The organism is Pseudarthrobacter sp. NPDC092424 (assembly GCF_044754925.1).
Lineage (GTDB): Bacteria > Actinomycetota > Actinomycetes > Actinomycetales > Micrococcaceae > Arthrobacter.
The window spans coordinates 434,472-458,836 of record NZ_JBIVQC010000001.1 but is presented as its reverse complement, the minus strand read 5'-3'; the positions used below and the strand labels follow the sequence as shown (position 1 = coordinate 458,836).

Here is a 24,365-nt window from a genome sequence, read left to right as displayed (position 1 = left end):
GCAAACTCCTCGCACAACCCTGGCAGGGCCACGCAACCTGCGTTGAATTCCTGCCATTTTCCGGACAACTTGCTTCCATCGTCCCACGACCTGCATTCTCCGGAGCCGGTCTGCAGGCGGTAAATTCGACTGGGCCCACAAGGCGCCACACCCGTTAACCCCAAGAAGGTCCCCCTGCTCATGACAACGAAGTCCCTCCCCGCACGGCCCACGGCCGCCGCGGGCCACAGCATGAAATCCCGCCAGCTCACCATGATGGGGCTGGGCAGCGCTATCGGCGCGGGCCTGTTCCTGGGCTCCGGCGCGGGCGTCCAGGCGGCGGGCCCGGCTGTCCTGGTCTCCTATCTGGTGGCCGGCACCCTGATCATCCTGGTGATGTGGGCGCTTGGGGAGATGGCCGCAGCCAACCCGAACAGCGGAGCGTTCTCCGTATACGCCGAGCGCGCCATGGGCCGGACGGCAGGGGCCACGATCGGCTGGCTCTGGTGGCTCCAGCTGGTGGTGGTCATCGCGGCCGAGGCACTCGGCGCGGCGGGGCTCCTGTTTTCCATTTGGCCGGCGGTCCCGGTCTGGGCGCTGGCGCTCATTTTCATGGTGGTCTTCACCGCCATCAACCTCGCGGGCGTCCGGAACTTCGGCGAATTCGAATTCTGGTTCGCCATCCTGAAGGTGGCCGCCATTGTACTGTTCCTTGCCATCGGGGCCGCCCTGCTGCTGGGCCTCCTGCCCGACGTGAAGTCCCCCGGACTGAGCAACTTCACCACGGATTTTGCCCCCAACGGGCTGGCTGGCATTGCCTCGGCACTGTTCGTGGTCATCTTCGCCTTCGGCGGCACGGAAATCGTCTCGGTGGCCGCGGCTGAAACCGAAAACCCCCGCCAGAGCGTGGCAAAAGCCATCCGCACGGTCCTATGGCGGATCCTCGTCTTCTACATCGGCTCCGTCTTCGTCATCGCCGCCGTCCTGCCCGCCACGTCGGAGGGCCTGGCGTCCCCGTTCGCGGGCGTCCTGGACGTCGCCCGCATCCCCGGCGCCGGGACGGCGATCACCCTGGTGGCCGTCGTCGCGCTTCTCTCTGCCCTGAACGCGAACCTGTACGGCGCGTCCCGGATGGTGGCCTCACTGGCGGAACGCTCGGAGGCTCCCCGGTTCCTCACCCGGCTCAGCGGTACACACGTGCCCATGCTTGCCGTGGCTGTTTCCGTCGCGTTCGGCTTCGCCGCCACCGTACTGGAACTGCTGTTTCCCGAGCGCATCCTGCCTGCGCTGTTCCAGCTGGTGGGCTCCACCTGCCTGGTGGTCTGGGGCGCCGCCCTGGTTTCCCAGCTGATCCTGCGCCGCCGCGCCGACCGTAACGGCATTGAACTGCCGCTCCGGATGAAGGCCTTCCCGGCCCTGACCATCCTGGGCCTGGTGCTGCTGGCCGTGATCTTCGCGGTGGGCTTCAGTGCGGAGGCCAGCCGGGTGCAGCTGTTCAGCACCTTTGCCCTGGTTGCCGGCATTGCGGTGGCCTGCAGGATTGCTGCCCGCATCAGCAGCCGGCGTCCCGGTGAAGAGGCCGGAACCGCTGCCAGGCATACCGCGGCCGCGGACGCCGACCAGTCCCGCTGATACACCGGGGCGGCTGCGCGCTGCCGCCACAGGCAGGCTCCGCCTGCGTGGCCCCGCCCACAGCCGGCGTGGCTGAAATTTCCTTCCCGCTGCCGGATCCTGGCGAGGGCCTGATCGAAGCAACCGTGCTGGAGTGACTGGTGGCTCCGGGCGAACTGGTGAAGCGGAACCAGCCCCTGGCGGAGGTGGAAGCAAGCAAATCCGCCGTTGAATTGCCCGGGCCGCAGGCGGGTAGAGTGGTGCGTACCTTCGGGGAACCGGGCAGGCCGATACGCGTCGGCGAGTCCCTGATCGTGTTCGAGGTGCCGGACAACACGGCCGGGATCGTGGGCACGGTGCCGAAGGAAGAAGCCCCCAAGCGCCGGGTCCGCCTGAGCGCCGTACTTGATGAGGACTGACACCATGAGCGGCAGGCACACCGGCCCCCAGCAGGCGCACACCGTGGAAGGCACGGACCCCCAGATGTACGTGGAGGTCCATGAACCCGCCACGGACGCCGGGCTCCGGCCGGTCCTGCTGGTGCACGGCTTTTCCTCCTCCAGCAAGCTGAACTGGGTTGACACCGGCTGGCTCCCCGCGCTGCTCGAGGCCGGCCGCCGGGTGATCATGGTTGACCTGCCCGGCCACGGCCGCAGCGGCGCCCCGGAGGACCGGGACTCCTACTCCCCCAGCAGGATCCGCGCGGACCTCCTGCAGGCGGCGTTCGACGCCGGTGTGCGGCCACTGCGGGACGGCGACCCTTCCAGCGGGCTGGACGTGGCGGGGTATTCCCTCGGCGCCAGGCTCGCTTGGGAGTTCGGGGCCACGCAGCCCGAGATCGTACACCGCCTGGTCCTCGGCGGGCCCAACATCAGCGACCCTCTGGCCGCGTTCGACCTCGTCGCCGCCCAGCAGTACCTGGCGGACGGAACACCGATCGCGGACGAGTCCACGGCGCGGCTGCTGAAAATGGCGCTGCTGCTGCCCGGCAACAACATTTTCGCGCTCCTGACCCTGGTGGAAGCCATCAAGGACGAACCCTACGACCCCGCCGAGGCCGTGCCGCACGTGCCCATGCTCCTGGTGGCCGGAGACCAGGATGAACGGGTGGACAGCCTCCCGAAACTCGCGGATCTTGCCCGCGGCGCCGGTTCCATGGCAGAAGTACTGACCCTTCCGGGACGGAACCACACCAACGCAGTCACCAGCCGGGCCTTCAAACAGGCAGCCATTTCATTCCTCGCGGTGTAGCGTCGCCGCGGCCCGGGCCGTTTCGGAGGACCTGCGCTCCGGGCGTTTGCCGGCGGTACCCTGAAGAAAGATACGGGGAGGACACATGCGCAGGCGATTCAAGGACCGCACCGACGCAGGCATGCGCCTGGCAGAACTGCTGGCCGGCTACCGGGACCGGCCGGACACGCTGGTCCTGGGCCTGGCCCGCGGCGGGATCCCGGTGGCGATGGCGGTGGCGGAAGGGCTGCACCTGCCGCTGGGCGCCGTGCTGGTCCGCAAGCTGGGCATCCCCGGCCATGAGGAGACGGCCTTTGGCGCATTGGCCTGGAGCCAGGGCCGCACGGTACGCCTGCTGAACGCGCCGCTGGTGCGGCGCATCCTCGAAGACGGGGTGCGGCAGGATCTCCTGGACGCGGTCGAGGAACGCGAACGCGCCGAACTGCTCCGGCGCGTGGACCTCTACCCCGGAACGCAGCAGGACGTGGCCGGCAAAACCGTGCTCCTTGTGGACGACGGCCTGGCAACGGGCGCCACCATGCGGGCTGCCATCGAGGCTGTCCGCGGGGGTGGTGCTGCTGCCGTGGTTGCCGCAGCTCCGGTGGCATCGATCGAAGCTGCTGCCTCCGTGGAGGAAGCCTGCGATGCGGTCCTCTGCCTGCACCTGCCGGGCAGGTTCGGTGCGGTGGGCAGCTTCTATGACCGGTTTGAGCAGTTGACCGACGACGACGCCATCCGCCTCCTCAGTCCGTAAGCGGCCGTAGCCGGGCCAGCAGCCTTGCCTGTCCGGCTCAGCGGGGAAAGCGCCAACGGGTCCGGACCGCTGTAGGTCCGGACCCGCCGTCGTGCGTTATTGGTGTGGAACTCCTGCCCTGGCGGGCGGGATGCTAGTGGTGGCTGCTGACGCCGAGGGGATTGCCTTTGGTTTCCTTGGCCAGCACCACGCCGATGGCCGAAATAACACACAGCACCATGATGTAGATGCCGATGGATCCGGCCCATTTGGTGCTTTGCAGCAGCGCTTCGGCGATGGTGGCGGCAAACGCGCCGCCCAGGATGGCGCCGAAGGCATAGCCGATGGAGATGCCCGAGTACCGCACGTGGGCGGGGAACATCTCCGCGTACATCGCGGACATCGGGCCGTAGGACAGGCCCAGGCCGACGGTGAGGACGAACAGTGCCACGCCGTACAGCCAGATGTTCCTGGTATCGATCAGCGCGAACATCGGGAGCATCCAGGCGAAGACGATCGCGTAACCGGTGAGGAAAGTCTTGACGCGCCCGATCCGGTCCGAGAGCCAGCCGCCCACCAGCGTGAAGATCAGCCAGCCGAAGGAAGCGAGGGTGGTGGCGAGCAGGACCTCAGGGACCGGCATCTTCAGGGTGCGGGTGGCGTAGGCGATGAAGAATGCGATCAGGAGATAGCCCGCGGCGTTGTTGGCGATGAAAATCATGGTGGAGTAGAGCACAGACTTCTTGTGGCTGCGGAGCAGTTCACCCAAAGGCGCCTTGCTTTCTGCCTTGCGTGCAGCCATTTCCTTGAACACCGGGCTCTCGGCCACGGCGCGGCGGATCAGGTAACCCACCACGATCAGGACGATGGAGAGCAGGAACGGCACCCGCCAGCCCCAGGAGGCGAAGTCCTCCTTGGACATGCTGGTGTTCAGGAAGTAGAGCAGGCCCGTGGCCAGGATCATCCCGACGGGAACGCCGATCTGCGGGTATGCGCCGAACAGGCCGCGCTTGTGCAGGGGCGCGTGTTCCACGGCCATCAGCGCGGCACCGCCCCATTCGCCGCCGGCGGAGAAGCCCTGGACGATGCGGAGGGTGATGAGCAGGATCGGTGCCCAGGCACCGATCTGCGCGTAGGTGGGAAGCATGCCGATCAGGGCGGTGGCCGCACCCATCATCACCAGGGTGAAGACCAGCATGGCCTTGCGTCCCAGCCGGTCGCCGAGGTGGCCGGCAATGACCGCACCGACGGGGCGGAAGAGGAAGCTGATGCCGATCAGGGCAAAGGAGAGAATCTGTGCCAGGCCGGGGTTCTTCTCGTTCAGCGGTGCCAGGAAAAGGGGCGACAGCAGCGTTGCCGTCAGCTGGGCAAAGATGAAGAAGTCATACCACTCGATGGTGGTCCCTACGAGGGTGCCGGCGAGGACTTTTCGCTCCTCCCGCCGGCTGCTGGGGCCAGCGGGTGTGTCCACCGCGGAAGGTGAGGTCATTGAAACTCCATTGTTTATTGGCGGCGGGGCCGCCGGGTCGCCTTCAGGATTACTGACAGAACGGTCAGTTAGTTAGCAGGGTACTACGAAAAGGTGATACAGGACACGAATTCCGGAACATTAAGGTTCCGGCGCCGTTAGTTCTATAGTTGAACTAGTAATTCGTAATGAGAACACTACGGTCGGAGCGTCCGCCACACAAGAGGCTTCCGTCCCCCGACACCTAGGATGGAGGCCATGAACGTCCCCGCAACGGCCGCGACCGGCGCCGCGCCTGCCCAGGCCTCGCCCTCCCAGACGCTCTCCCGGGGAATCCGTGCGCTCGAGATCCTCGCCGCCGCGCCCGGACCCCTGACGATTGCCGAGCTCGCGGACGCCATGGGGGTGCACCGCTCCGTGGCGTACCGGATACTGCGCACGCTGGAGGACCACTCACTGCTGGTCCGGGACGACGCCGGCCGGGTCCAGCCGGGGCCGGGGCTCGCCGTCCTGGCCCGGGGCGTCTCCCGCAACCTGCAGGCAGCGGCATTGCCTGAACTGACACAGCTGGCCAACAGCCTGGACATGACGGCCTTCATCGCGGTGTGGGACCACCACGACTGCATCACACTGGTTACCGTTGAACCGCGGCATTCCGGCGCCACGGTGGCACAGCATCCAGGAACCCGGCACCCAATCAATGCCGGCGCCCCGGGAATTGCGATCCAGTCCGCGCTGACCGAGGCGGAATGGGAGCGCCTGGGCACCGGCATCGCCTACCGTGCCGAGGCTGCAGAGGCACGGCGCAGGGGCTTCTCCGCCAGCCATGACGAAGTCATCCCCGGGGTGTCCTCGCTGGCGGCCCCGGTCCGGGTCCCCGGCGGGCGTCCGGCCGCGCTCGCCGTCGTGTACATCAGCTCCCTGCACGACCCGGAGGCGGTGGTGGGGCCGGCGCTGGCGGAGAGCGCCGCCAGGATTGAGCAGCAGCTCGCCTAGGCTGCGGGCTCCAGCACCTCGGAAACCTGCAGGGTGGATCCGTTCCGGCCTTTGAGCACCTGAAGCTGGGTGCCGATCCGCTGCTTCATCTCAGCCACATGGCTCACCAGGCCCACCACACGGCCGCCGTCACGCAGCCCCTCCAGGGCATCCATGACCTGCTCCAGCGACTGCTCATCAAGGCTTCCGAATCCTTCATCCACGAAGAGCGTTTCGATTTCCACGCCACCCGACTCCTGCTGGACCACATCCGCCAGGCCCAAGGCCAACGAGAGCGACGCCATGAAGGACTCCCCGCCGGAGAGGGTGGAGGTGTCACGGCGGTGGCCGGTCCATTGGTCCACCACTTCGAGCCCAAGCCCTGACTTGGCGCCGCGGGCTGCCCTGGCGTCCGTGTGCTGCAGCAGGTAGCGGCCGTCACTCATTGCCACCAGGCGCTCGGACGCCGCCACAGCCACCTGCTCCAGCCTGGCCGCCAGGACGTAGCTGTTCAGGCTCATCCGGTAGGTGTTCTCACCGCGGCCCGACGCGGCCTCAGCGAGCCCGGCCAGCATCTGCGCCCGCTCCGCCGGGCCGCGGCAGGCCCCGGCCGCCTCGTGGTATTCAGTCGTTATGGCCTGCAGTGCGGTGAGGCAACGGGAAGCCACACCGGCAGCCACTTCGGCATCCCGCGCTGCGCGGACTGCCTCCGCGGCTTCGGCGCGCAACCGCTCCAGCCGTTGCGGATCAGCCTCGAAGCCGGCGGCTTGTTCGTCCAGCGCCAGGACAATGTCTTCGGAATCGAAGAGCTCTGCGACCCGGGCAGCCTCGTCCTGCGCGGTGCGCACTGCTTCCTGGAGCGCTGCCGCTGAGGGGGCGTCCAGCAGCTGGCCGCGGACTTCCGCTGCGGAATTGAAGCCCGCAGCAGGCAGGGCGAGGTCAAGCCGGGCCGTGGTTTCCCATTCGTGCTCTTCCGCCGCAGCCAGGACGGCATGCGCCTCAACAGCCTGGTCCAGGACGGCCACGGCCTTGCCAAGTGAGCGCAGCCGGCGTGCCAGCGAGGGGTGTCCGGCACGCAGCTCCGCCAGGGCCTGGTTGAGGGCGTTCTGCTGCTCTGCCAGGTCCCTGCCCGCGGATGCGGACCTGGCAAGTTCCTTGTCCGTTTCCTGCCGGGACCGAGAGGCAGCGTCCAAGTCGTCTTTCAGCGTGCCCAGGCGGGACCGCAGGGTTTCAAGCTCTTCTGCTGCGAGCGCGGCATCGTCGGCAGCACGGACCGCGTCCGCGCAGTCCTTTGCGGCTTGCTCCTCCGCGGCGTCGCCGCCCCGGCCGGCGAGGACGGCCACCAGTTGCTCCGCTTCGGCCAGACTGCGGGCGACGTCCGAGTGTGCAGCGTCTGCGTCCTCGTAGGCCTGCCGGGCGTCTTCTTCCTGTTGCGCGAGGCCCGGGCCTGTGGCCCTGCCCTTCGCGGGGTCCGGGTGGGCGGCGCTGCCGCAGACGGGGCAGGGAGCTCCATCAGCAAGGCTTGCCGCGAGCTCCGCCGCAGTGTTGGCCAGGCGCTCTTCCCTCAGGTCCAGCCATACCTGCTTGGCTTCAAGCTGGCTGCTGCGGGATTCTTCCCAGCGGGCTTTGACGGCGTCCCGGGCCTCAGCGGCCCGACGATAGCGCCTCACCACCTCAAGCAGTTCCTTTGCGTCCCGGGCTTCCTTGGCGAGCAGCGGGGCCGCCGCCGCGCGCTGTTCCAGCGGACCCGATTCCTCCAGCAGGCGGTCCTGTTCACCCTGCAGTTCCGCGGCCCTCCGGCCCAAGTCCGTGAGCGCAGCCGCAAGCTTCTCCTGCTCCTTGACCAGGCCGGCCTGCCGGCCCCGAAGCGACTGCAGCCGCTCCTCATCCGGGAGCCGCGCCTCCACCACGGCCTGCAGGGAACGCAACCGGCCAAGTTCGGCCGCGGCATTCGCCGGCAGGCCGGCCGAATCCCGCAGCTCCAGCCCGGCAAGCTCCGCTTCTTCCGCCGCGGAGACCCGCAGCAGGGTGAGCGAGGATCCGGCGGCCCCTGCGGCGGCACGCACCTTTGCTGCGGCGGCATCAACGCTGTGCAGCTGGCCGGCAAGCACTTCTGCCTGGCGGTGCCGTGCAAGCCGGAGAAGGTGCCCTTCCAACTCCGGGCCGCCAGCCTCTACGGCAGCCTTCCGGACCGAAGCGGCGCGGAGCCTCCGCCCGCGTTCGGTCCGGGCTTCCTCGGCTTCGGCCGCCGCCACCCGGCCGCGGCTGATCTTCCCTGCCTCGTCCGCGTCAGCTTCCAGCGCCGCCAGACGGTCGACGGCGGCCTGCTGCAGCCAGGCAAGCCGGGCCTCGGCACCTGTGTCCTGCTGTTCTGCGGCGTCGAGGCCCAGCGCTGCGGCTTCTGATTCCGCCCTGCCCGCAAGCATCGCAAGCTGTCCGGAAATCGCGGCAACTTCCTGGCGGGCCAACTGCGCCTGGCGGACCAGGTCCTGTTCCACGGCTTCGAACCGCTGCGTTCCAAAAAGCTTCTGCAACAGCTCCAGCCGGTCCGTGGCCTTGGACCGCAGGAAGGCAGCAAAGTCCCCCTGCGGGAGCATCACCACACGGGTGAACTGTTCCCGGTCCATTCCCAGCACGGCCATGATCTCCGCACCGGCCTCGTCGTTGCGGGCGGACAGCTCTTTCCAGTCCGCCCCGATCCGCTCCCGAAGAAGCGTCTTGGCCTGCTGCGTAGTGAAACCGTTGCGGCCACGGGCACTGGGCTTATCCCATGCCGGCGAACGAGTCACCTCGAACCGGCGCCCCTGGGCCGAGAAGACACAGGTCACCGCCGGTTCCCGGGAGGGATCCGCGTGGTCGCTGCGGAGCCGCTTTCCCTCCTGGCGGGCGCCCGGCACGGAGCCGTACAGGGCGAAGCAAATAGCATCCAGGACACTGGTTTTTCCGGCACCCGTCGGTCCGTTCAGGAGGAAGAGGCCGTGGGCGCTGAGCCGGTCGAAGTCGATCTCCTCCGTACCCGCGAACGGGCCGAACCCGGAAATCCGCAGGGAATGAATCCTCACCCCGACACCTCCTGCAGGCGGACATTTTCAAGGGCGGCGGCCAGCGCGGCCTGCTCCGCTTCATCGGCGTCCCTGCCGCGGACATGGGAGAGAAAGCCGCAGCACACTGCGAGATCGTCCGGAGCCTCGGCGAGCCGGCTGCTGTAGGTGGCGGATGTGCCGGCGGCGCCGCCCTCGGGGTCGAAGCCCAGCACCAGCGTGTCGGGGAAACGGGTCCGCAGGCGCTCCATGGCGCGCGCAGGCCGCTGCGCATCCGTCAGGGTGATCTGGCAGTAAGCGGACTCGGCCCACTTGTGGTCTTCGGACGCCAGGAGGTCTTCAAGCCTGCCCCGCAGCACGGCCAGGGCGCGGGGCGCTGCCCAGGTCACCTCCTGGATTTCCTCCAGCCCGTCCGGACCAATGTCCACCAGCCACGCGCCCTTGCGGTGGTTTGCTTCCGAAAACGAATAGGCCAGGGGCGACCCGGAGTACCGGACCGTATTCGAGAGTTCCTGCCGGCCGTGCAGGTGGCCGAGCGCGGTATAGGTGAAGGCGTCGAACAGGTCCAGCGGCACCGCCCCCACGCCGCCGATGCTCAGGTCCCGTTCGCTGTCGGAGCTGATGCCTCCGCTGGCGAAGGTGTGGGCGAGGACCACCGAATGAACCGGCGACTGCTCCGAGCGCCGTTCAATGTCCGCCTGAACCAGTGCCGCGGCCGCACGGGTCACCTCGAAATGGCTGGCGGTCTCCACACCCAGCTGGTCCGCCACGAGCCTGGGTTCCAGCCACGGGATGCCATAGACGGCCAGGACAGGACTGCCTGCCCCGGTGCCGGGTCCCAGCGGCAGGACAACAGGCTCGGCAAGTCCTTCGACCCTGGTGCGAAGGTGCACTCCCCCGCGTTCCAGCAGCCGCGAGGCGAAGCCCAGCCTGATGGCGGAATCATGGTTTCCGCTGGTGAGCACCACCTGCGCGCCGGCAGACGTCAGCCGCACCAGCGCGTCATCCAGCAGGCGGACCACGTCCACACCGGGGAGTGCACGGTCGTAGACGTCCCCGGCGATCAGGACCACGTCCACCGCGTGGCGGGTGACGGCATCCAGCAGCTGCTCGACGAAGTCCCGCTGGGCATCGAGCATGCCTACGCCGTGGAAGGACCGGCCCAGGTGCCAGTCGGAAGTGTGAAGTAACCGCATGTTCCTACGCTATCGGCTGGCACTGACAGAACGTGGCCGCACCCGCAGCTCCACGCAGCGGTCTGCCCTATCGCTTCCCGTCGCCGTCAAAGAATGCCTGCGCCTCACCGGCCCGGGCCGCAGGCAGTCCGGACCGGGACGGTTCGGCTGCAGCTGCCCGCGGATCACCCAAAGGGGAGCCGGCGGTGGTCTCCTCCGCTGCCGTCAGGCCGCCGTCCGCACCCGGCCCCGCCACCTCCACGGAGGCCCCGGCCGCTGGGGAGGGGAGGGCGCGGAAGACCAGTCCCGCGATGGCAGCGCCGGCCAGCGGCGACAGGACGAAGACCCAGAGCTGCTCCATGGCCCAGGCCGAGCTGAACACCGCGGACGCAGCGGCGCGCGCGGGGTTGAACGGCAGGTTGCCGATGGCCTGTCCCAGCTGGAGCAGGACGGCGAAGCTCAGGCCAACCGCCAGGGCAGCCGCCGGCGTGTTCGAGTTATTGCGGCCGGCCGCCCCCAGGAATACGGCGACGATCAGGGCAGCGCCCAGCATTCCAAGCAGCAGCCCCGCTGCCAGCGGCGCCTGGATAATGGAGTGCTCACCGTACCCCGGGCTGACGGTGTCGAACGCCGTCCGGCTGTCCGCGATGCCGGGAAGGGTCCGCAGGACGCCATAGAGCACCAGGGCGCCCGCCATCGCTCCCGCCAGCTGTGCGGCCATATAGGCAGCCGCCGCCACGGTGCGGATCCGGCCGGCCAAGAGGTGCCCCAGCGTAATGGCTGGATTGAAGTGGCCCCCTGAGACATGCCCGAACGCCAGCATTGCTGCTGTTACGGCAAGGCCCGCAGCCAGCGGGGCGGGCAGCGGGCTGGACTGCGGGATGGTGAACAGCGGCACGCCGACCGCGGCCAACATCAGGAACAGGGTTCCGAAGGCCTCAGCTGCAAGGCGGGGCACCAGCCCGTACTGCGCCGCCGCCGTTCCGGGCAGCGAGGTATCTTGGCGGTCGGTGCCGGGCATGCTCATGTGTGACCTCGGGGTAGGTGCGGGAACGGGTGCTGCACGGGGCAACCCCACCATTATTCCAGCCCGGTCCGCAGTTTTGGACCCGGGCCGGCCGGGTGCCGCAGTCCGGGTCGCCCCCCTCCCCGCAGGCCACGGTAAATTTGGCCCATGAGCAACGACCCGGCACTTCCCGCGCCCACCTTGAAATCCCGCATCCACGGCTGTCTCCTGGGTGGTGCGTTGGGCGACGCCCTGGGCTACGCCGTGGAGTTCGACTCCATCGGCAGCATCCGGCAGCGGTTCGGCGGCCGGGGTCTCACAGATTTTGCGCAGCTCCCGGACGGGGGCGTGTTTTCGGACGATACCCAGATGACGCTCTACACCGTGGACGGGCTGGCGGAAGCACTGGAGTGGGCGAATTCGGGGGTCGGAGCAGACGTCAATGCCTGCCTTTGGCTTGCGTACCTGCGCTGGCTGGCCACGCAGGGCGAGGACGCCGGCCCCTCCGCGCCCGCGCCCCAGCCCCGCTGGATCGACGGACAGACGGTCCTGCACCAGCGCCGGCACCCCGGCAAGGCCTGCATTTCCGGCCTGGCCACCGGGGAGATGGGCACCTCGGCCCGTCCCGTCAATCCCGATTCGAAGGGCTGCGGCACCGTGATGCGCTCAGCGCCGTTCGGCCTGATTCCGCACATAGCGTCCGACGCCGTCTACAAGCTAAGTGCCGACGCCGCCGCCCTGACACACGGACATCCTTCGGCGCGGCAAAGCGCCGGAACATTCAGTCTCCTGATCCATCGGCTCGTGGCCGGCGAGGGCCTGCAGGAGGCGGCCTCCGCGGTGGCGGCGTCCGCCCGCGACCTGCCGGACGTTGCGGCCGAGCTGCCCGATCGCCTGGCCGCTGCCCTGGACCTGGCGGCCAGGGGCTTAGTCTCCCCCGAGGAACTGAACCAGGCACTCGGGGAAGGCTGGGTCGCGGAGGAGGCTCTCGCCGTCGGACTTTATGCGGCGCTGGCCACCCTGCCGGGCCGGCGCGCAGGCACCCGGGACGCGGCGCAACGGCACTTCCGCGAAGCGCTGGCGGTGGCCACCAACCACAGCGGGGACAGCGATTCCACCGCGTCGGTTGCGGGCAACATCCTGGGTGCCCTCTATGGCGAGGACTGCCTGCCGGAGGAATGGCTGGGCGCACTGGATGGCCGGGACGTCATCCGCGGGACGGCCGGCCTGCTGGTAAAGGTCACGACTGGCGAAGGCTGATGTTGTTGCACGCCTCGCAGACGTCCTCGGGGATCAACCCCCGGCTCTGGAGGAGTGCGAAGGCCCGGCATCCCAGGCAAAACCCGGCGAAGGCTTCCAGGGAGGCCGCCACCACCAGGATCCCGAGCACCGTCCAGGCAGCGGGCTGTGCGCCGGCGAGGAACAGGGCGAGTGCCAGTGTGGACATCGCCGCACCGATGCCCTGGGCAAAACGCTTGGGCGGGCCGGGCACCAGCTTGGTCCGGCCCAGCCTGGGCGCGATGACCTTGACTGACAAAAGCGCCAGCGGGGAAAAGCGCGGCCCGGACAGGACCCTCAGCCAGAAGCCGGCGGCGATCGCCAGGAGGCCCCAGCCCGAGCCGGTGACAGCGGTGACCAGTGCCAACAGCACTACGAGGCCGGCGGTGATGCGTGCTGCATACTCGTTGACGGGGTTCGGGAAGGCAAAAAGGGAACGCATAGAGCAAGGGTAGGGGCGCGCCTGCTAGGCGGAGAAGCTTTGTTGCCTCGCGTGAACTGATGTGCCGTGGCCCACCATCTGAAGGAACTCGCCCTCAGAGAGCACCTCGATGGCCTGGCCGCGGCCGTGGAGCTCCAGGACCCGGCGTGCCTTCCCCGTCAGCCGGCCGGACCGCAGGTCGGCGGCGTCGAAGCCGTCGCCCACCACCAGGACCGTAGTGCGGCCGGTAACCCGGCTTTCCGTGCGCGCGCCCAGCTCCGCGGAGCGCATCTTCGCCTCGGGGCGGGCCATGGTGAGCTGTCCGGTGAACACCACGGTTTGGCCGAAGAGCGGGTGGCCCGGTTCGGCGTCCGGGTTGGGCGCGGGGTTCTCGCCTTCCTCCGGCCATCCCGGAAGGAAGGGCCGTGCCGGCGCCGCTGCCCCTCCTGCAGCCTGTGCCATGGCGGCGATGCTGGGCTTGGACAGTACCCCCGTGGCCGGATCGAAGGCCGGCTGCCGGGGCATGGCCAGGCCCAGCGAAAGGAACAGCTCGGCCAGGCTGTTGGCGCCGTTCCGGCGGGCGATGTCGATGAGGATGCCGGCACAGGCGCGGGCATCCTCCACGGCGTCGTGGTGGTTCAGCAGCGGCACGCCTGCTTCTTCGGCGGCGAACGGCAGCGAATTGGACACCAATGAATAGCAGCGCCGCGAGAGCATGACGGTGCACACATAGTCATACGCCGGCCCCGGCAGGCCTGAAACCTCCAGGGCGGAACGGATCACGCCCAGATCGAATGCGGCGTTGTGGGCCGCCAGGACATCGTCGCCGATGAACGCGCCGATCTCCGGGAACAGGTCCCCGAAGCGCGGCATGCCGGCTACGTCCGCGGCGGTGATGCCGTGGATGCGCACGTTGTGATATTCAAAGTGGTCATGGTTCGCGGGGGGCCGCATCAGCCAGGACGCCTCCTCCACGATCCGGCCGTTCCGCACCTTGGTCAGGCCCACGGAGCACGGGGATCCACGGAAGCCGTTGGCCGTCTCAAAGTCGATCGCCGTAAAGTCCAAACCCACGGCCCCCACTTTACCGCCGGTGTCCCCACAAACCGGTCAAGTACCCTTGAGGGGTGAACTTTCCTGTGATAACTGACCTCGCCGTGTCCATGCTGGGCGGGGCAGGACCGGTCCAGCCGCAGCTGGCCTCTTTCCTGCCCGACTGGCTGAACCCCCAGGTCTTCCTGGCCGATCCCGCTCTCGCTCCCTGGGTGGTGCTGCTGGTCTGCGGCATTGTCTTTGCCGAGACCGGCCTGCTGGTAGGGTTTTTCCTCCCCGGCGATTCCATGCTGTTCACCGCCGGCCTCCTGGTGGCCACGGACACCATCAAGTTCAATGTCTGGATGTTCGCCCTGCTGATTGTGGTGTCCGCGATCATTGGCAACCAGACCGGTTACCTCATCGGTTCCAAAGCCGGCCCGGCCATCTTCAACAAGCCCAATTCACGCCTCTTCAAGCGCGAGAACGTGGAGAATGCGCACGCCTTCTTCGAAAAGCACGGCGGCAAGGCACTGATCCTGGCGCGGTTCGTTCCGATCATCCGCACGTTCGTTCCGGTCATCGTGGGCGTTGCGCAGATGAACCGGAAGAAGTTCTTCCTCTACAACGTCATCGGGGCCCTGCTGTGGGGCGGCGGCGTCACCCTCCTCGGCTACCTGCTGGGCGACCGCATCCCCTGGGTCCGCGACAACCTGGACGTCATCTTCATCGTCATCGTGCTGGTTTCGGTGCTGCCCATCGGCGTCGAAATCCTGCGCGGCATATCCGCAAAGCGCCAGGCGGTGGCCTACGGCACTGACCCCGTGGACGAGTTCATCGAAGAGCACACACCGGAAGAAGAACACCGCACGCCCCGCGACACCCAGGGCCTCCGTCCGGAGTAGCCCGCCCCGGCACCACGCCCGGTTCCGGGGGTCAGCGGTGGTTCAGGGCCTCGACGACGGCCGGCAGCAGGGCGCGGAAGGCCTTCCCCCGGTGGCTGATCGCGTTCTTCTCCGCGGGCGTCAGCTCCGCGCAGCTGCGGTTGTCCCCGACGGGCTGCAGGACCGGATCGTACCCGAACCCGCCGGCTCCGCGCGGTTCGCGCAGCAGGAAGCCTTCAAGCTGCCCGTACTCCACCACCTCGCGGCCGGGGAGGCCGCCGGCGTCCGGAACGGCCAGTGCTGCGGCGCAGACGAAAGCCGCGCCGCGGTGTGCGTCCGGCACATCGCGTAACTGGGCGAGGAGCAGCTGCAGGTTGGCCTCGTCATCGCCGTGCCGGCCAGCCCAGCGTGCCGAGAAAATCCCCGGCGCCCCGCCCAGCACGTCCACGGCCAGGCCGGAATCGTCGGCAATCGCCACAAGTCCGGTGGCCTCCGCCACAGCGCGCGCCTTCAGCAGCGAATTCTCGGCAAAGGTCACACCGCTTTCGACGACGTCGGGGGCACCTGCCGCCGCTGCGTCCACTACCTGGGTGTCGACGTCGAGCCCCGGCACCTGCCCGCGCAGCAGTTCGCGCAGCTCGCGCAGCTTGCCCTGGTTATGGGTCGCGAGCACCAGCCGCGCGCCCTGCCGGCCGGAACCGGCCGGAGTCCGGACACTCACAGGGTGTCCGCCAGGGTTTCGCGCTGGATTGCCGCGAGCTGCCCGGTGCCCAAAAGTGCCAAATCCAGGAGCGCGTCCAGCTCGGCGCGGTCGAACGGGGCACCTTCAGCGGTTCCCTGCACCTCGACGAATTTTCCGGAGCCGGTGACCACCACGTTCATGTCCGTCTCGGCCCGGACGTCCTCCACGTACGGCAGGTCCAGCATGGGAACGCCGTCGATGATCCCGACCGAGACGGCGGCAATGGTGTCCACCAGCGGCTCCGCGGTTCGGGCAATCAGCTTGTTGTCCCGGGCGAACCGGATGGCGTCGGCGAGCGCAACATAGGCGCCCGTGATGGCAGCGGTGCGGGTGCCCCCGTCGGCCTGGAGGACATCGCAGTCCAGGACGATGGTGTTCTCGCCCAGTGCCTTGGTATCGATGATCGAACGCAGCGAACGTCCAATCAGCCGGGAAATCTCATGCGTGCGGCCGCCGATCTTCCCCTTGACCGACTCACGGTCCGAGCGGGTGTTCGTGGCCCGCGGCAGCATGGCGTATTCGGCGGTGACCCAGCCGCGGCCCTCCCCTTTAAGCCAGCGGGGCACGCCGGCGGTCAGGGATGCCGTGCACAGGACCCGCGTGTTGCCGAACTCGATCAGCGCCGAGCCTTCGGCCTGGTTGGACCAGCCGCGGGTGATGCTGATGGGGCGGAGCTGGTCCGGCGCGCGGCCGTCGGCGCGCACGATGGGCACTGCGGTTGCTTCAGAAGTCATGCCTTTAGCTTATCCACTGCACCGGCACCGGTTCGCGTCGGAAGGCGGCTTGCCGCCCACTCCAGCGACGCTAAATCGTGTAATGCACTCCGGCCACGGCGACTGCAACATCCCCGCCGAAGACCGGGCGGGCCTCCGCCATGACGGTGGTGGGCGAGGTCCACACCGGGATGTGTGTCAGGAGGAGCCGCCGGGCACCGGCCGCCGCGGCAGCCTCGCCGGCCCGTTTTCCGGTCAGGTGCACGTCCTTGACGGCGTCGTCACGGCCCTCTTCGAAAGCGGCTTCGCAGAGGAACAGGTCTGCGTCCTTCGCGGCCTCTTCGAGGCCGGGGCAGGAATCCGTGTCGCCGGAATACGTCAGGGTGCGGGACACAGGGTTGCCGTGCTTGTCCGGTTCCACCACCTCAACACGCAGGGCGTAGGCCTCTTCGACGGGGTGGTTCACCGCGAAGGGGGTGACGGTGAAGGGGCCCACAGTGACAGATTCGCGTTCGGCCCAGTTGGTGAAGTCGAATTCCTCATGCATGCCCGGGTCGAGGTCCAGGCCGTAGGCGGTGGCCATCCTGTCCGCCGTGGCTGCTGGTCCCCATACCGGGATCCGGTCGCGGCCCCAGCCGCCGGGCTTCCACCGCACCGCCACGTGCAGGCCGCAGAGGTCCATGCAGTGGTCCGGGTGCAGGTGGGTAAGGAAGATCGCGTCGATGTCTTCCAAGTCGGTGTAGCGCTGGATGGCGCCGAGCGCCCCGCTCCCCAGGTCCATGACGACTTTCCACGTCCGTTGGCCGTCCGTGGCGGTGAGCAGGTAGCAGGAGGCCGGAGATCCGGGCCCGGGGAAGGATCCGGTGCAGCCCACGATGGTCAACTTCACAGTCCCGGCCCTCCCACGAAATTGGAGATGCGCGGGCGCGTCCGGGAACTCCGCGCGGCGGCGATCATTTCCGGGGTGATGCGCGCCAGGCTGCCCGTGGGGTACTGCGCGGCGACGTGGTCCACGTGCCGGACGGAGAGGACCTCCGGGCCCAGGAAGCGGCGGGCCAGAGTTTCGAACTGGCGGGCATCCCCGGTGGCGACGAAATGGTGTTCCGGCGGGTCGGCGGCGTCCCTTTGCAGCCCGTGCGTGGCCAAGGCGCGGTACACGTCCTTGGCCGTTTCCTCTGCGCTGGAGACGAGGGTGACGTCGGCGCCCATGACGTAGGAGATGACGCCGGTCAGCAGCGGATAGTGCGTGCAGCCCAGGACCACGGTGTCCACCTCAGCGGCCTTTAGCGGCTCCAGGTATTCTTCCGCGACGGCCAGCAGTTCGGCCCCGGTGGTGATTCCCGCCTCCACGTATTCCACGAAGGCCGGGCAGGCAACGGAGGTGATGGACAGGTCCGGAGCGGCGGCGAAGGTATCCTCGTACGCGCGCGAGCCCACCGTGGCGGAGGTGCCGATGACGCCGACGCGGCCGGTGCGCGTGGCAGCCACGGCGCGCCGGACGGCAGGCTGGATGACCTCGATCACCGGGATCCCGTACCTGGCGGTGTAGCGTTCACGGGCGTCGCGGAGGACAGCAGCCGACGCCGAGTTGCAGGCTATCGTGAGCAGCTTGACTCCGGAGTCCACCAGTTCGTCCATCACGCCCAGGGCGTTCGCCCTGACTTCCGCGATGGGAAGGGGACCATAGGGCCCATTGGCGGTGTCGCCGACGTAGAGGATGGATTCGTTGGGGAGCTGGTCGATGATGGAGCGGGCCACGGTGAGCCCGCCAACTCCGGAGTCGAAAACCCCAATCGGGCGGGAGGCCACCGGCGCAGCCGAATCCGCGGACGGGTCCTGGAGCGGCGCGGGTGTGTCCGGGGATGTTGTCATGGTCATTCGAGGATAGGTGTTCCGGGGCGCGTCAGCCATGATGGTGTGGCCTTCGCCTCATGTCTGGTTTCTCACAGGCCGGCAGCGGCACGGCAGCGGTCACCGGCGGGGTTCCAGCGACAGCAGCATGGCCTGGACCAGCGACTCCTGCAGCCAGGTGGCGAAATTGTAGACCAGGGCCAGGTAGCTCTCCACGTCCTCGGCCTGGGACCAGTCCTGCATCCTGTGGACGTGGTCCGCGTCCGCCTCATCGCGGATATCCAGCCGCTCGGCCAGCACCAGCCGGACGTCGTTGAGCGCCATGGACCAGTGCTTTGCGCCCTGGGGCGTCAGGATGATCTCGTCCTTGTCCAGGTCCAGTGCGGCCGCGCGCAGGGCGCCGATCTTGGTCTCCCGCAGCGAGCGTTCGGTGAGCTGGCGGAACTCCAGGGAAGCGCCGTCGTCGTCCTTGGACACGTTGGGAAGGAGCCGCTTCATGGCGCGGTCCGACGGCACGGCGACGTCCATATCCAGCCCGATCAGGGCGGCCAGGGGGTCCTGCCCTTCCCGCTCTTCGGGCTCCAGCATGGAGATGACGTCGCTGAAGAGGCTGCGGAGGAGGTCCCGTTCCGCCGGTTCCAGGAACCCGGTGATGCCTTTGAGTCCGTTTTTGAATGCCTTAGCCATGTTTCCCCTTGCCCTGGCCGGATCCGCCGGACTTCCCGGAGTTGCCGCCGGGGCCGCCGCTCGCTTTCTCCACGGTGGCCCACAGCCCGAAACCGTGCATGGCCACCGCGTGCCGTTCCACCTGTTCCTTGCTGCCGTGCGCCACGATCGAACGGCCCTTCCTGTGGACCTCCATCATGAGCTTGTTCGCTTTGCTCTCCGAGTAGCCGAAGTAGCTTTGGAACACGTAGCTGACGTAGCTCATGAGGTTGACGGGATCGTTCCAGACCACCAGGTTCCAGGGGACGTCCGGGGCGGTCAGGGAGCCGGTGGCCTCCGCTGTCCCGGTCCGGGTGCCCTCCTGGGTATCAGGGCCGGGCGCAACGCTAATGGTCATCTGTCCATTCTATGGGGCGGGTGGGCCCACACCGGCGCGGGCCCCGCGGCGAAGCGAAGCGAGACGTGGGAGCCGGTGGGTGGGCCCACACCGGCGCGGGCCCCGCGGCGAAGCGAAGCGAGACGTGGGAGCCGGTGGGGACTAGAGTGATTTTCGTGAGTACCTCAGCCGGCTGGGACCATCCCCGCACGTCCTTTTACACCGACCATTACGAGCTCACCATGCTCCAGGCCTCGCTGCATTCGGGCGCCGCGCACCGGAAATCCGTGTTCGAGGCATTTGCCCGGCGCCTTCCGGATGGCCGGCGGTACGGCATCGTGGCCGGCACGGGCCGGCTGCTCGAGGGGATCGCAAACTTCCGGTTCGGCGATGCTGAGCTCGAATTCCTGGAACGGACCAACGTGGTCAACGGGAAGACCCTGGACTTCCTGGCGTCCTACCGGTTCAGCGGGGATATCTGGGGCTACGCCGAGGGCGATGCCTACTTCCCGCACTCCCCCATCCTGATCGTGGAGGGGACCTTCGCCGAGGCGTGCATGCTGGAGACCTACATCTTGTCCGTTCTTAACCACGACAGCGCCATAGCATCCGCGGCGTCCCGCATGGTCAGTGCCGCCCACGGGCGGCCCTGCATCGAGATGGGCTCCCGGCGTACGCACGAGGAAGCGGCCGCGGCCTCTGCCCGCGCCGCCGTCATCGCAGGCTTCGACAGCACCTCCAACCTGGAGGCGGGCATCCGCTACGGCATCCGTACCGTGGGCACCGCCGCCCACTCCTTCACCCTCCTGCACGACACTGAACGGGACGCCTTCGAAGCCCAGATCGCCTCACTCGGGGAGGGCACGTCCCTCCTGGTGGATACGTACGACGTCGAAGCGGCCGTCCGCAGGGCCGTTGACCTTGCCGGTCCCCGGCTGGGCGCGGTGCGGCTGGACTCGGGCGACCTGGTGGACCAGGCACAGTGGGTGCGCCGGCTCCTGGACGACCTCGGCAATGAGAACACCAAGATCGTGGTCACGTCAGACCTGGACGAGTTCGCCATCGCTGCACTGCAGTCGGCCCCCGTGGACGCCTACGGGGTAGGCACTTCGCTGGTCACCGGTTCCGGCGCGCCCACGGCCAGCATGGTCTATAAACTGGTCAGCCGCACTGATGACGCCGGAGATTTCGTTTCCGTGGCAAAGGCGGCCAAGAACAAGGCCAGCGTGGGCGGCCGCAAATACGCCCTGCGCAAGCTCAACGAACGCGGCACCGCCACCGCCGAGGTGGTGGGCGTGGGCCAGCGCCCCGAGGATGACGGTAACGACCGGCCCCTCCTGCAGCAGTTCATGAAAAACGGCGAGCTCCTGCCCGGCTGGACCGGCCATGACGGCGTGGTCCGGGCACGGCAGCGGCACGCGGATTCGATGGCCGAACTCCCGCTGGTGGTCAACCGCCTGCAGCGGGGCGAGGCCGCCATTCCCACCATCTATGAGGAGGACTGATGTCGCGCGCCCTGATCATTGTCGACGTGCAGAACGATTTCTGCGAGGGCGGTTCGCTGGCTGTTGCCGGCGGCGCAGCCGTGGCCGGAGCCATCAGCGACTACGTGGATTCGCACCACACTTCGTTCGACCACATCGTGGCCACCCAGGACTGGCACATCGACCCGGGAAGCCACTTCTCCGACACTCCCGATTTCAAGGACAGCTGGCCCCCGCACTGCGTGGCCGGCACCCGGGGAGCCGAGCTGCACCCGGAACTGGACACCGAATACATCGAGGCCTATTTCCAGAAGGGCCAGTACGCCGCCGCCTACTCGGGCTTCGAGGGCCTGCTGGCGCCCGAGGACGCCGTCCCTACCGGTGAACGCCAGCCCGGCACCGGGGATCCGAACCGGTTCGCCCCCGACGGGGACGCCATCGGCCTCGACGACTGGCTGCAGAGCCACGACGTGGAGGACGTGGTGGTGGTCGGCATCGCCACGGACTACTGCGTGCGGGCCACGGCGCTGGACGCCGTCCAGGCCGGCTACTCGGTCACCGTGATCCGCTCATTGACCGCGGGCATCGCCGAGGACCTCGAAGAAACAGTCGCTGAGCTGGAGCTCGGCGGCGTGGACGTGGCCTGAGCGCCTACTTCCGCCCGATAAACCAGTCCTGGAGCTTCCGCAGGCGCGCCTGCAGCTGCTCCTCGTTCGCCTGGGCCACGGCCGGGCCGCCGCACACTGTCCGCAGCTTGGTATGCACAACGCCATGCGGTGTCCCGGTGCGGGCGGACCACGCGGCCACGTTCTTCGCCAACTCGTTCCGAAGGTCCATCAGCATCCGGTGGTCCGGTACGGCGGGCGCCTGGCTTTCGCCGGCCTGCGCGGGCGCCTTCCGGCCCTTGCGGCTCAACTGCTCGTGCTGGCGCTGCCGCAGCAGTGTTCCCACCTGCTCTGCGTCCAGAAGCCCGGGGATGCCCAGGAAGTCCAGTTCGTCGTCGGACCCCACCTCGCCGCCGGTGCCGAACTCGCCGCCATCGAAGAGCACGCGGTCGAAGGAAGCCTGCGAATCGAGCGCCTCGAATTTGCCCTTGGTCAGGCTGTCCGAGGCCTTCTCCTCACGGTTGGCCTCATCCATCAGTGAGTCTTCAGGAGTGAAGAGGCCGTCCCCGTCCTTCTCCGGCCGGTCCAGGGCGTGGTCGCGTTCGGCCTCCATGCTGTTGGCCAGCGCCATCAGCTGCGGGACCGACGGCAGGAAGACCGACGCCGTCTCGCCCCTCTTGCGGGCACGGACGAAGCGTCCTACGGCCTGGGCGAAGAACAGCGGGGTGGAGGTTGAGGTTGCGTAGACGCCCACCGAGAGCCGCGGCACGTCCACGCCTTCGGATACCATCCGCACAGCCACCATCCAGCGCTTGTCCCCGGCGGAAAACTCTTCGATCTTGCTGGAGGCCTTGGCGTCGTCCGAGAGGATCACCGTGGGCGATTCCCCCGTGATCCGCTTCAGCTGGCCGGCGTACGCGCGGGCGTCCTCGTGGTCCGTGGCGATGACCAGGCCGCCGGCGTCCGGCACCGTGCGGCGGACTTCGCTGAGCCGCTTGTCCGCGCCGGCCAGGACCGCGGGGATCCATTCGCCGGCGGGGTTCAGCGCGGTCCGCCAGGCCTGCGAGGTGACGTCCTTGGTCACCGCTGCCTCGCCCAGGGACGCAGCCATTTCCTCGCCACCGCTGGTGCGCCAGCGCATCTGCCCCGAGTACGCCATGAACATCACGGGCCGGACCACGTGGTCCCGCAGGGCGTTGCCGTAGCCGTACGTGTAGTCAGCCTTGGAACGGCGGATGCCGTCACGGTCCTGCGCGTACTCGACAAACGGGATGGGCGATGTGTCCGAACGGAACGGCGTACCGGTCAGGGACAGCCGGCGCACGGCGGGGTCGAAGGCCTCGCGCAGGCCGTCGCCCCAGGACAGGGCTTCGCCGCCGTGGTGGATCTCGTCCAGGATGACCAGGGTGCGGGCGGCCTCGGTCTTGGCACGGTGCAGCATGGGCTTGCTGGCCACCTGGGCGTAGGTGACGGCGACGCCGATGAAACCGCGCCCGTGCTGGCCGTCCGAGTTCTTGAAATTGGGATCGATGGCGATCCCCACCCGCGCGGCGGCGTCAGCCCATTGCCGCTTCAGGTGGTCCGTGGGTGCCACGATGGTCACCCGGTTGACCACGCCGGAATCGATCAGTGTTGACGCCACGCGCAGCGCAAAGGTTGTCTTACCGGCGCCGGGGGTGGCTACGGCAAGGAAATCCCTGGGGTTGTTGCCCAGGTAGAGATCCAGCGCTTCCTGCTGCCAGGCACGGAGTTTCGGGGCGGTTCCCCAGGCTGCACGTTCCGGGTAAGCCGGAGGCAGGGTGGGGCCGCCAAAGAGCGTCTCCGTCACTATTTGTTGTTGCCCGAGTCCCCTCCGGGACCCTTGCCGCCGTCATTGCCCGGGCGGAGGCCTTCGTAAACCTCTTTGCACGTGGGGCACACCGGGAACTTCTGCGGGTCCCGGCCAGGCGTCCAGACTTTGCCGCACAGGGCGATGACGGGCTCCCCGGTGAGTGCGGACTCCATGATTTTTTCCTTGCGCACGTAGTGCGAAAAGCGCTCCCGGTCGCCTGGCTCCACTTCCTGGCGCAGTTCCTCGCGCTCAATGGTGGCCGTGGACGTTCCAGCCCCGGAAAGCTCGCGCATCGGGTCGTTTTCGAGAGGGTCCGTCATGCTAGTCATGCCTTCCATCTTAGCCGTTAGTCAGGCTCCGCGTTCGACGGCGGCGTGTCACCGGCATGCCCGCGGAACCCGCCGCCTTCGCGCGTTCCGCCCTGGCCGGGAGGCTCCGACGTCGCACCTTGGGGCCCCGCCTAGAGCCCCTGCCAGGCGGGCTTGCTGTCGTAGGTGTGCCGGTAGAAGTCGGCGAGTTTCAGGGCAGAGGCCGCCGCTTCATCCAGCAGCACGGTGGCGTGCGGGTGGAACTGCAGCACCGATGCCGGGCAGACAGCTGAAACCGGGCCCTCCACCATGTCCCGCACGGCCTGTGCTTTCCGCGCGCCCGTGGCCAGGAGCACTATGTGCCGGGCGTCCATGATGGTGCCCAGGCCCTGGGTGATCACATGGTGCGGCACTTCGGACAGGCCGTTGAAGAGCCGGGCATTGTCCCGGCGGGTCTGCTCGACCAGGCTGGTGATCCGCGTCCGCGAGGCCAGCGAGGACCCCGGCTCGTTGAAGGCGAGGTGCCCGTCGGTGCCCACGCCCAGCAGCTGCAGGTCAATGCCGCCGGCGGCCGCGATGGCTTCCTCGTAGGCCGCGCAGGCGGCCGGAATGTCCGCTGCCGCACCGTCCGGGGTGTGAACATTCTCCGGCCGGATGTTCACCCGGCTGGTGAACCCGCGCCGGATCACTTCGCGGCAGGACCCGGGGTGGCCCTCGGGAAGCCCCACGTACTCGTCCGGCATGAAAGCGGACGCACGGCTGAAATCGAGGCCTGGCCTGGCCGCGAGCTCATCATAGACGGGCAGCGGCGAGGACCCAGTGGCAAGGCCCAGGACAGCGTCCGGCGTGCGCTCGAGGAGGGCTTGGATGGCGTCCGCGGCCAGCCGTCCCAAGGCTTTGCTGCCGTTGAGGATCACTACTTCCATGGGGTTCCCTTCCGGTTGTCCGCGTCAGCG

The 24,365-nt window shown here is 68.3% G+C and carries 24 protein-coding genes; 9 read left to right on the top strand and 15 right to left on the bottom strand.

From position 1 onward, the window contains the following. Nucleotides 1-180: 180 nt before the first annotated feature. The 4 genes from ACIQCN_RS02165 to ACIQCN_RS02150 all read left to right on the top strand — a co-directional run bounded on the left by ACIQCN_RS02165 (nt 181) and on the right by ACIQCN_RS02150 (nt 3,574). Complete coding sequence (locus ACIQCN_RS02165) at nt 181-1,611, top strand: amino acid permease (RefSeq protein ID WP_400603336.1); 1,431 nt, start codon at nt 181-183, stop codon at nt 1,609-1,611. 140 nt (nt 1,612-1,751) lie between these two features. After that, a complete protein-coding gene (locus tag ACIQCN_RS02160) occupies nt 1,752-2,009 on the top strand; it encodes a biotin/lipoyl-containing protein (protein WP_400609191.1) in 258 nt (85 codons plus the stop codon). Between the two features lie 4 nt (nt 2,010-2,013). Beyond that, nucleotides 2,014-2,841 (top strand): alpha/beta fold hydrolase, encoded by an 828-nt coding sequence (locus ACIQCN_RS02155; RefSeq protein WP_400603334.1) that lies wholly within the window; start codon nt 2,014-2,016, stop codon nt 2,839-2,841. 85 nt (nt 2,842-2,926) lie between these two features. Further along, nucleotides 2,927-3,574: a phosphoribosyltransferase gene (locus ACIQCN_RS02150; protein ID WP_400609189.1), complete on the top strand. Its 648-nt coding sequence runs from the start codon at nt 2,927-2,929 to the stop codon at nt 3,572-3,574. Between the two features lie 133 nt (nt 3,575-3,707). Here the strand turns inward: ACIQCN_RS02150 and ACIQCN_RS02145 are convergent, their stop codons facing one another. Then, nucleotides 3,708-5,042 (bottom strand): MFS transporter, encoded by a 1,335-nt coding sequence (locus ACIQCN_RS02145; RefSeq protein WP_400609186.1) that lies wholly within the window; start codon nt 5,040-5,042, stop codon nt 3,708-3,710. Between the two features lie 237 nt (nt 5,043-5,279). On the opposite strand from ACIQCN_RS02145, the gene ACIQCN_RS02140 reads away from it, so the two are divergent. Then, nucleotides 5,280-6,017, top strand: coding sequence for an IclR family transcriptional regulator (locus tag ACIQCN_RS02140; protein WP_400609184.1), 738 nt, complete (start codon nt 5,280-5,282; stop codon nt 6,015-6,017). Here ACIQCN_RS02140 and ACIQCN_RS02135 read toward each other — a convergent pair. From ACIQCN_RS02135 to ACIQCN_RS02125, 3 genes are all read right to left on the bottom strand, one after another. Continuing rightward, nucleotides 6,014-9,058, bottom strand: coding sequence for an AAA family ATPase (locus ACIQCN_RS02135; RefSeq protein WP_400609182.1), 3,045 nt, complete (start codon nt 9,056-9,058; stop codon nt 6,014-6,016). The genes ACIQCN_RS02140 and ACIQCN_RS02135 overlap by 4 nt on opposite strands. Further along, nucleotides 9,055-10,233 carry an exonuclease SbcCD subunit D gene (locus ACIQCN_RS02130; protein ID WP_400609179.1) on the bottom strand — a complete coding sequence of 393 codons (1,179 nt, stop codon included), beginning with the start codon at nt 10,231-10,233 and terminating at the stop codon, nt 9,055-9,057. The genes ACIQCN_RS02135 and ACIQCN_RS02130 overlap by 4 nt, the downstream gene beginning before the upstream one ends. Nucleotides 10,234-10,300: 67 nt before the next feature. Then, complete coding sequence (locus tag ACIQCN_RS02125; protein WP_400603327.1) at nt 10,301-11,239, bottom strand: aquaporin; 939 nt, start codon at nt 11,237-11,239, stop codon at nt 10,301-10,303. Nucleotides 11,240-11,386: 147 nt separating this feature from the next. Here ACIQCN_RS02125 and ACIQCN_RS02120 point away from each other — a divergent pair, with 147 nt between their 5' ends. Further along, nucleotides 11,387-12,478, top strand: a complete 1,092-nt coding sequence (locus ACIQCN_RS02120; RefSeq protein WP_400609176.1) for an ADP-ribosylglycohydrolase family protein — start codon at nt 11,387-11,389, stop codon at nt 12,476-12,478. Here the strand turns inward: ACIQCN_RS02120 and ACIQCN_RS02115 are convergent. After that, entirely contained in the window at nt 12,459-12,938 is a 480-nt protein-coding gene (locus tag ACIQCN_RS02115) for a DUF4395 domain-containing protein (RefSeq protein WP_400603325.1), read from the bottom strand. The genes ACIQCN_RS02120 and ACIQCN_RS02115 overlap by 20 nt on opposite strands. 24 nt (nt 12,939-12,962) lie before the next feature. Then, on the bottom strand, nt 12,963-13,991 hold the full coding sequence (locus tag ACIQCN_RS02110; protein WP_400609174.1) for an exonuclease domain-containing protein: 1,029 nt from the start codon (nt 13,989-13,991) through the stop codon (nt 12,963-12,965). A 68-nt stretch (nt 13,992-14,059) separates the two neighbouring features. On the opposite strand from ACIQCN_RS02110, the gene ACIQCN_RS02105 reads away from it, so the two are divergent. Then, nucleotides 14,060-14,854 carry a DedA family protein gene (locus ACIQCN_RS02105; RefSeq protein ID WP_400604259.1) on the top strand — a complete coding sequence of 265 codons (795 nt, stop codon included), beginning with the start codon at nt 14,060-14,062 and terminating at the stop codon, nt 14,852-14,854. Between the two features lie 31 nt (nt 14,855-14,885). Here the strand turns inward: ACIQCN_RS02105 and rdgB are convergent, their stop codons facing one another. The 6 genes from rdgB to clpS form a co-directional block, all read right to left on the bottom strand. Continuing rightward, nucleotides 14,886-15,554 carry an RdgB/HAM1 family non-canonical purine NTP pyrophosphatase gene (gene rdgB, locus ACIQCN_RS02100; protein WP_400609172.1) on the bottom strand — a complete coding sequence of 223 codons (669 nt, stop codon included), beginning with the start codon at nt 15,552-15,554 and terminating at the stop codon, nt 14,886-14,888. Further along, nucleotides 15,551-16,309: a ribonuclease PH gene (gene rph / locus ACIQCN_RS02095; RefSeq protein WP_400536266.1), complete on the bottom strand. Its 759-nt coding sequence runs from the start codon at nt 16,307-16,309 to the stop codon at nt 15,551-15,553. Before rph ends, rdgB begins: the two co-directional genes overlap by 4 nt. 70 nt (nt 16,310-16,379) lie before the next feature. Then, a complete protein-coding gene (locus ACIQCN_RS02090) occupies nt 16,380-17,177 on the bottom strand; it encodes an MBL fold metallo-hydrolase (protein WP_400609170.1) in 798 nt (265 codons plus the stop codon). Next, nucleotides 17,174-18,160 (bottom strand): glutamate racemase, encoded by a 987-nt coding sequence (gene murI, locus ACIQCN_RS02085; protein ID WP_400604258.1) that lies wholly within the window; start codon nt 18,158-18,160, stop codon nt 17,174-17,176. Before murI ends, ACIQCN_RS02090 begins: the two co-directional genes overlap by 4 nt. A gap of 99 nt (nt 18,161-18,259) precedes the next feature. After that, nucleotides 18,260-18,826: a DUF2017 domain-containing protein gene (locus tag ACIQCN_RS02080; protein ID WP_400603321.1), complete on the bottom strand. Its 567-nt coding sequence runs from the start codon at nt 18,824-18,826 to the stop codon at nt 18,260-18,262. Then, nucleotides 18,819-19,202 (bottom strand): ATP-dependent Clp protease adapter ClpS, encoded by a 384-nt coding sequence (gene clpS / locus ACIQCN_RS02075; RefSeq protein WP_400609168.1) that lies wholly within the window; start codon nt 19,200-19,202, stop codon nt 18,819-18,821. Before clpS ends, ACIQCN_RS02080 begins: the two co-directional genes overlap by 8 nt. 155 nt (nt 19,203-19,357) lie before the next feature. On the opposite strand from clpS, the gene ACIQCN_RS02070 reads away from it, so the two are divergent. Both ACIQCN_RS02070 and ACIQCN_RS02065 read left to right on the top strand, forming a co-directional pair. Beyond that, entirely contained in the window at nt 19,358-20,686 is a 1,329-nt protein-coding gene (locus ACIQCN_RS02070; protein WP_400603319.1) for a nicotinate phosphoribosyltransferase, read from the top strand. After that, nucleotides 20,686-21,312, top strand: coding sequence for an isochorismatase family protein (locus ACIQCN_RS02065; RefSeq protein ID WP_400603318.1), 627 nt, complete (start codon nt 20,686-20,688; stop codon nt 21,310-21,312). Before ACIQCN_RS02070 ends, ACIQCN_RS02065 begins: the two co-directional genes overlap by 1 nt. A gap of 4 nt (nt 21,313-21,316) precedes the next feature. Here the strand turns inward: ACIQCN_RS02065 and ACIQCN_RS02060 are convergent, their stop codons facing one another. The 3 genes from ACIQCN_RS02060 to nagB all read right to left on the bottom strand — a co-directional run bounded on the left by ACIQCN_RS02060 (nt 21,317) and on the right by nagB (nt 24,335). Continuing rightward, complete coding sequence (locus ACIQCN_RS02060; protein WP_400603317.1) at nt 21,317-23,098, bottom strand: DEAD/DEAH box helicase; 1,782 nt, start codon at nt 23,096-23,098, stop codon at nt 21,317-21,319. Next, complete coding sequence (locus ACIQCN_RS02055; protein ID WP_377216911.1) at nt 23,098-23,439, bottom strand: DUF3039 domain-containing protein; 342 nt, start codon at nt 23,437-23,439, stop codon at nt 23,098-23,100. Before ACIQCN_RS02055 ends, ACIQCN_RS02060 begins: the two co-directional genes overlap by 1 nt. A gap of 122 nt (nt 23,440-23,561) precedes the next feature. Next, a complete protein-coding gene (gene nagB, locus ACIQCN_RS02050; protein WP_400609166.1) occupies nt 23,562-24,335 on the bottom strand; it encodes a glucosamine-6-phosphate deaminase in 774 nt (257 codons plus the stop codon). Between the last annotated feature and the right edge of the window lie 30 nt (nt 24,336-24,365).

Excerpts from the sequence above, each read along its gene's own strand:
- nagB (WP_400609166.1), bottom strand. The coding sequence starts at position 24,335 with ATGGAAGTAGTGATCCTCAACGGCAGCAAAGCCTTGGGACGGCTGGCC.
- ACIQCN_RS02125 (WP_400603327.1), bottom strand. The coding sequence starts at position 11,239 with ATGAGCATGCCCGGCACCGACCGCCAAGATACCTCGCTGCCCGGAACG.
- ACIQCN_RS02080 (WP_400603321.1), bottom strand. The coding sequence starts at position 18,826 with ATGGCTAAGGCATTCAAAAACGGACTCAAAGGCATCACCGGGTTCCTG.
- rph (WP_400536266.1), bottom strand. The coding sequence starts at position 16,309 with ATGACTTCTGAAGCAACCGCAGTGCCCATCGTGCGCGCCGACGGCCGC.
- ACIQCN_RS02150 (WP_400609189.1), top strand. The coding sequence starts at position 2,927 with ATGCGCAGGCGATTCAAGGACCGCACCGACGCAGGCATGCGCCTGGCA.
- ACIQCN_RS02130 (WP_400609179.1), bottom strand. The coding sequence starts at position 10,233 with ATGCGGTTACTTCACACTTCCGACTGGCACCTGGGCCGGTCCTTCCAC.
- ACIQCN_RS02155 (WP_400603334.1), top strand. The coding sequence starts at position 2,014 with ATGAGCGGCAGGCACACCGGCCCCCAGCAGGCGCACACCGTGGAAGGC.
- ACIQCN_RS02140 (WP_400609184.1), top strand. The coding sequence starts at position 5,280 with ATGAACGTCCCCGCAACGGCCGCGACCGGCGCCGCGCCTGCCCAGGCC.
- ACIQCN_RS02165 (WP_400603336.1), top strand. The coding sequence starts at position 181 with ATGACAACGAAGTCCCTCCCCGCACGGCCCACGGCCGCCGCGGGCCAC.
- ACIQCN_RS02065 (WP_400603318.1), top strand. The coding sequence starts at position 20,686 with ATGTCGCGCGCCCTGATCATTGTCGACGTGCAGAACGATTTCTGCGAG.
- ACIQCN_RS02055 (WP_377216911.1), bottom strand. The coding sequence starts at position 23,439 with ATGGAAGGCATGACTAGCATGACGGACCCTCTCGAAAACGACCCGATG.
- murI (WP_400604258.1), bottom strand. The coding sequence starts at position 18,160 with ATGACAACATCCCCGGACACACCCGCGCCGCTCCAGGACCCGTCCGCG.
- clpS (WP_400609168.1), bottom strand. The coding sequence starts at position 19,202 with ATGACCATTAGCGTTGCGCCCGGCCCTGATACCCAGGAGGGCACCCGG.
- ACIQCN_RS02120 (WP_400609176.1), top strand. The coding sequence starts at position 11,387 with ATGAGCAACGACCCGGCACTTCCCGCGCCCACCTTGAAATCCCGCATC.
- ACIQCN_RS02115 (WP_400603325.1), bottom strand. The coding sequence starts at position 12,938 with ATGCGTTCCCTTTTTGCCTTCCCGAACCCCGTCAACGAGTATGCAGCA.
- ACIQCN_RS02145 (WP_400609186.1), bottom strand. The coding sequence starts at position 5,042 with ATGACCTCACCTTCCGCGGTGGACACACCCGCTGGCCCCAGCAGCCGG.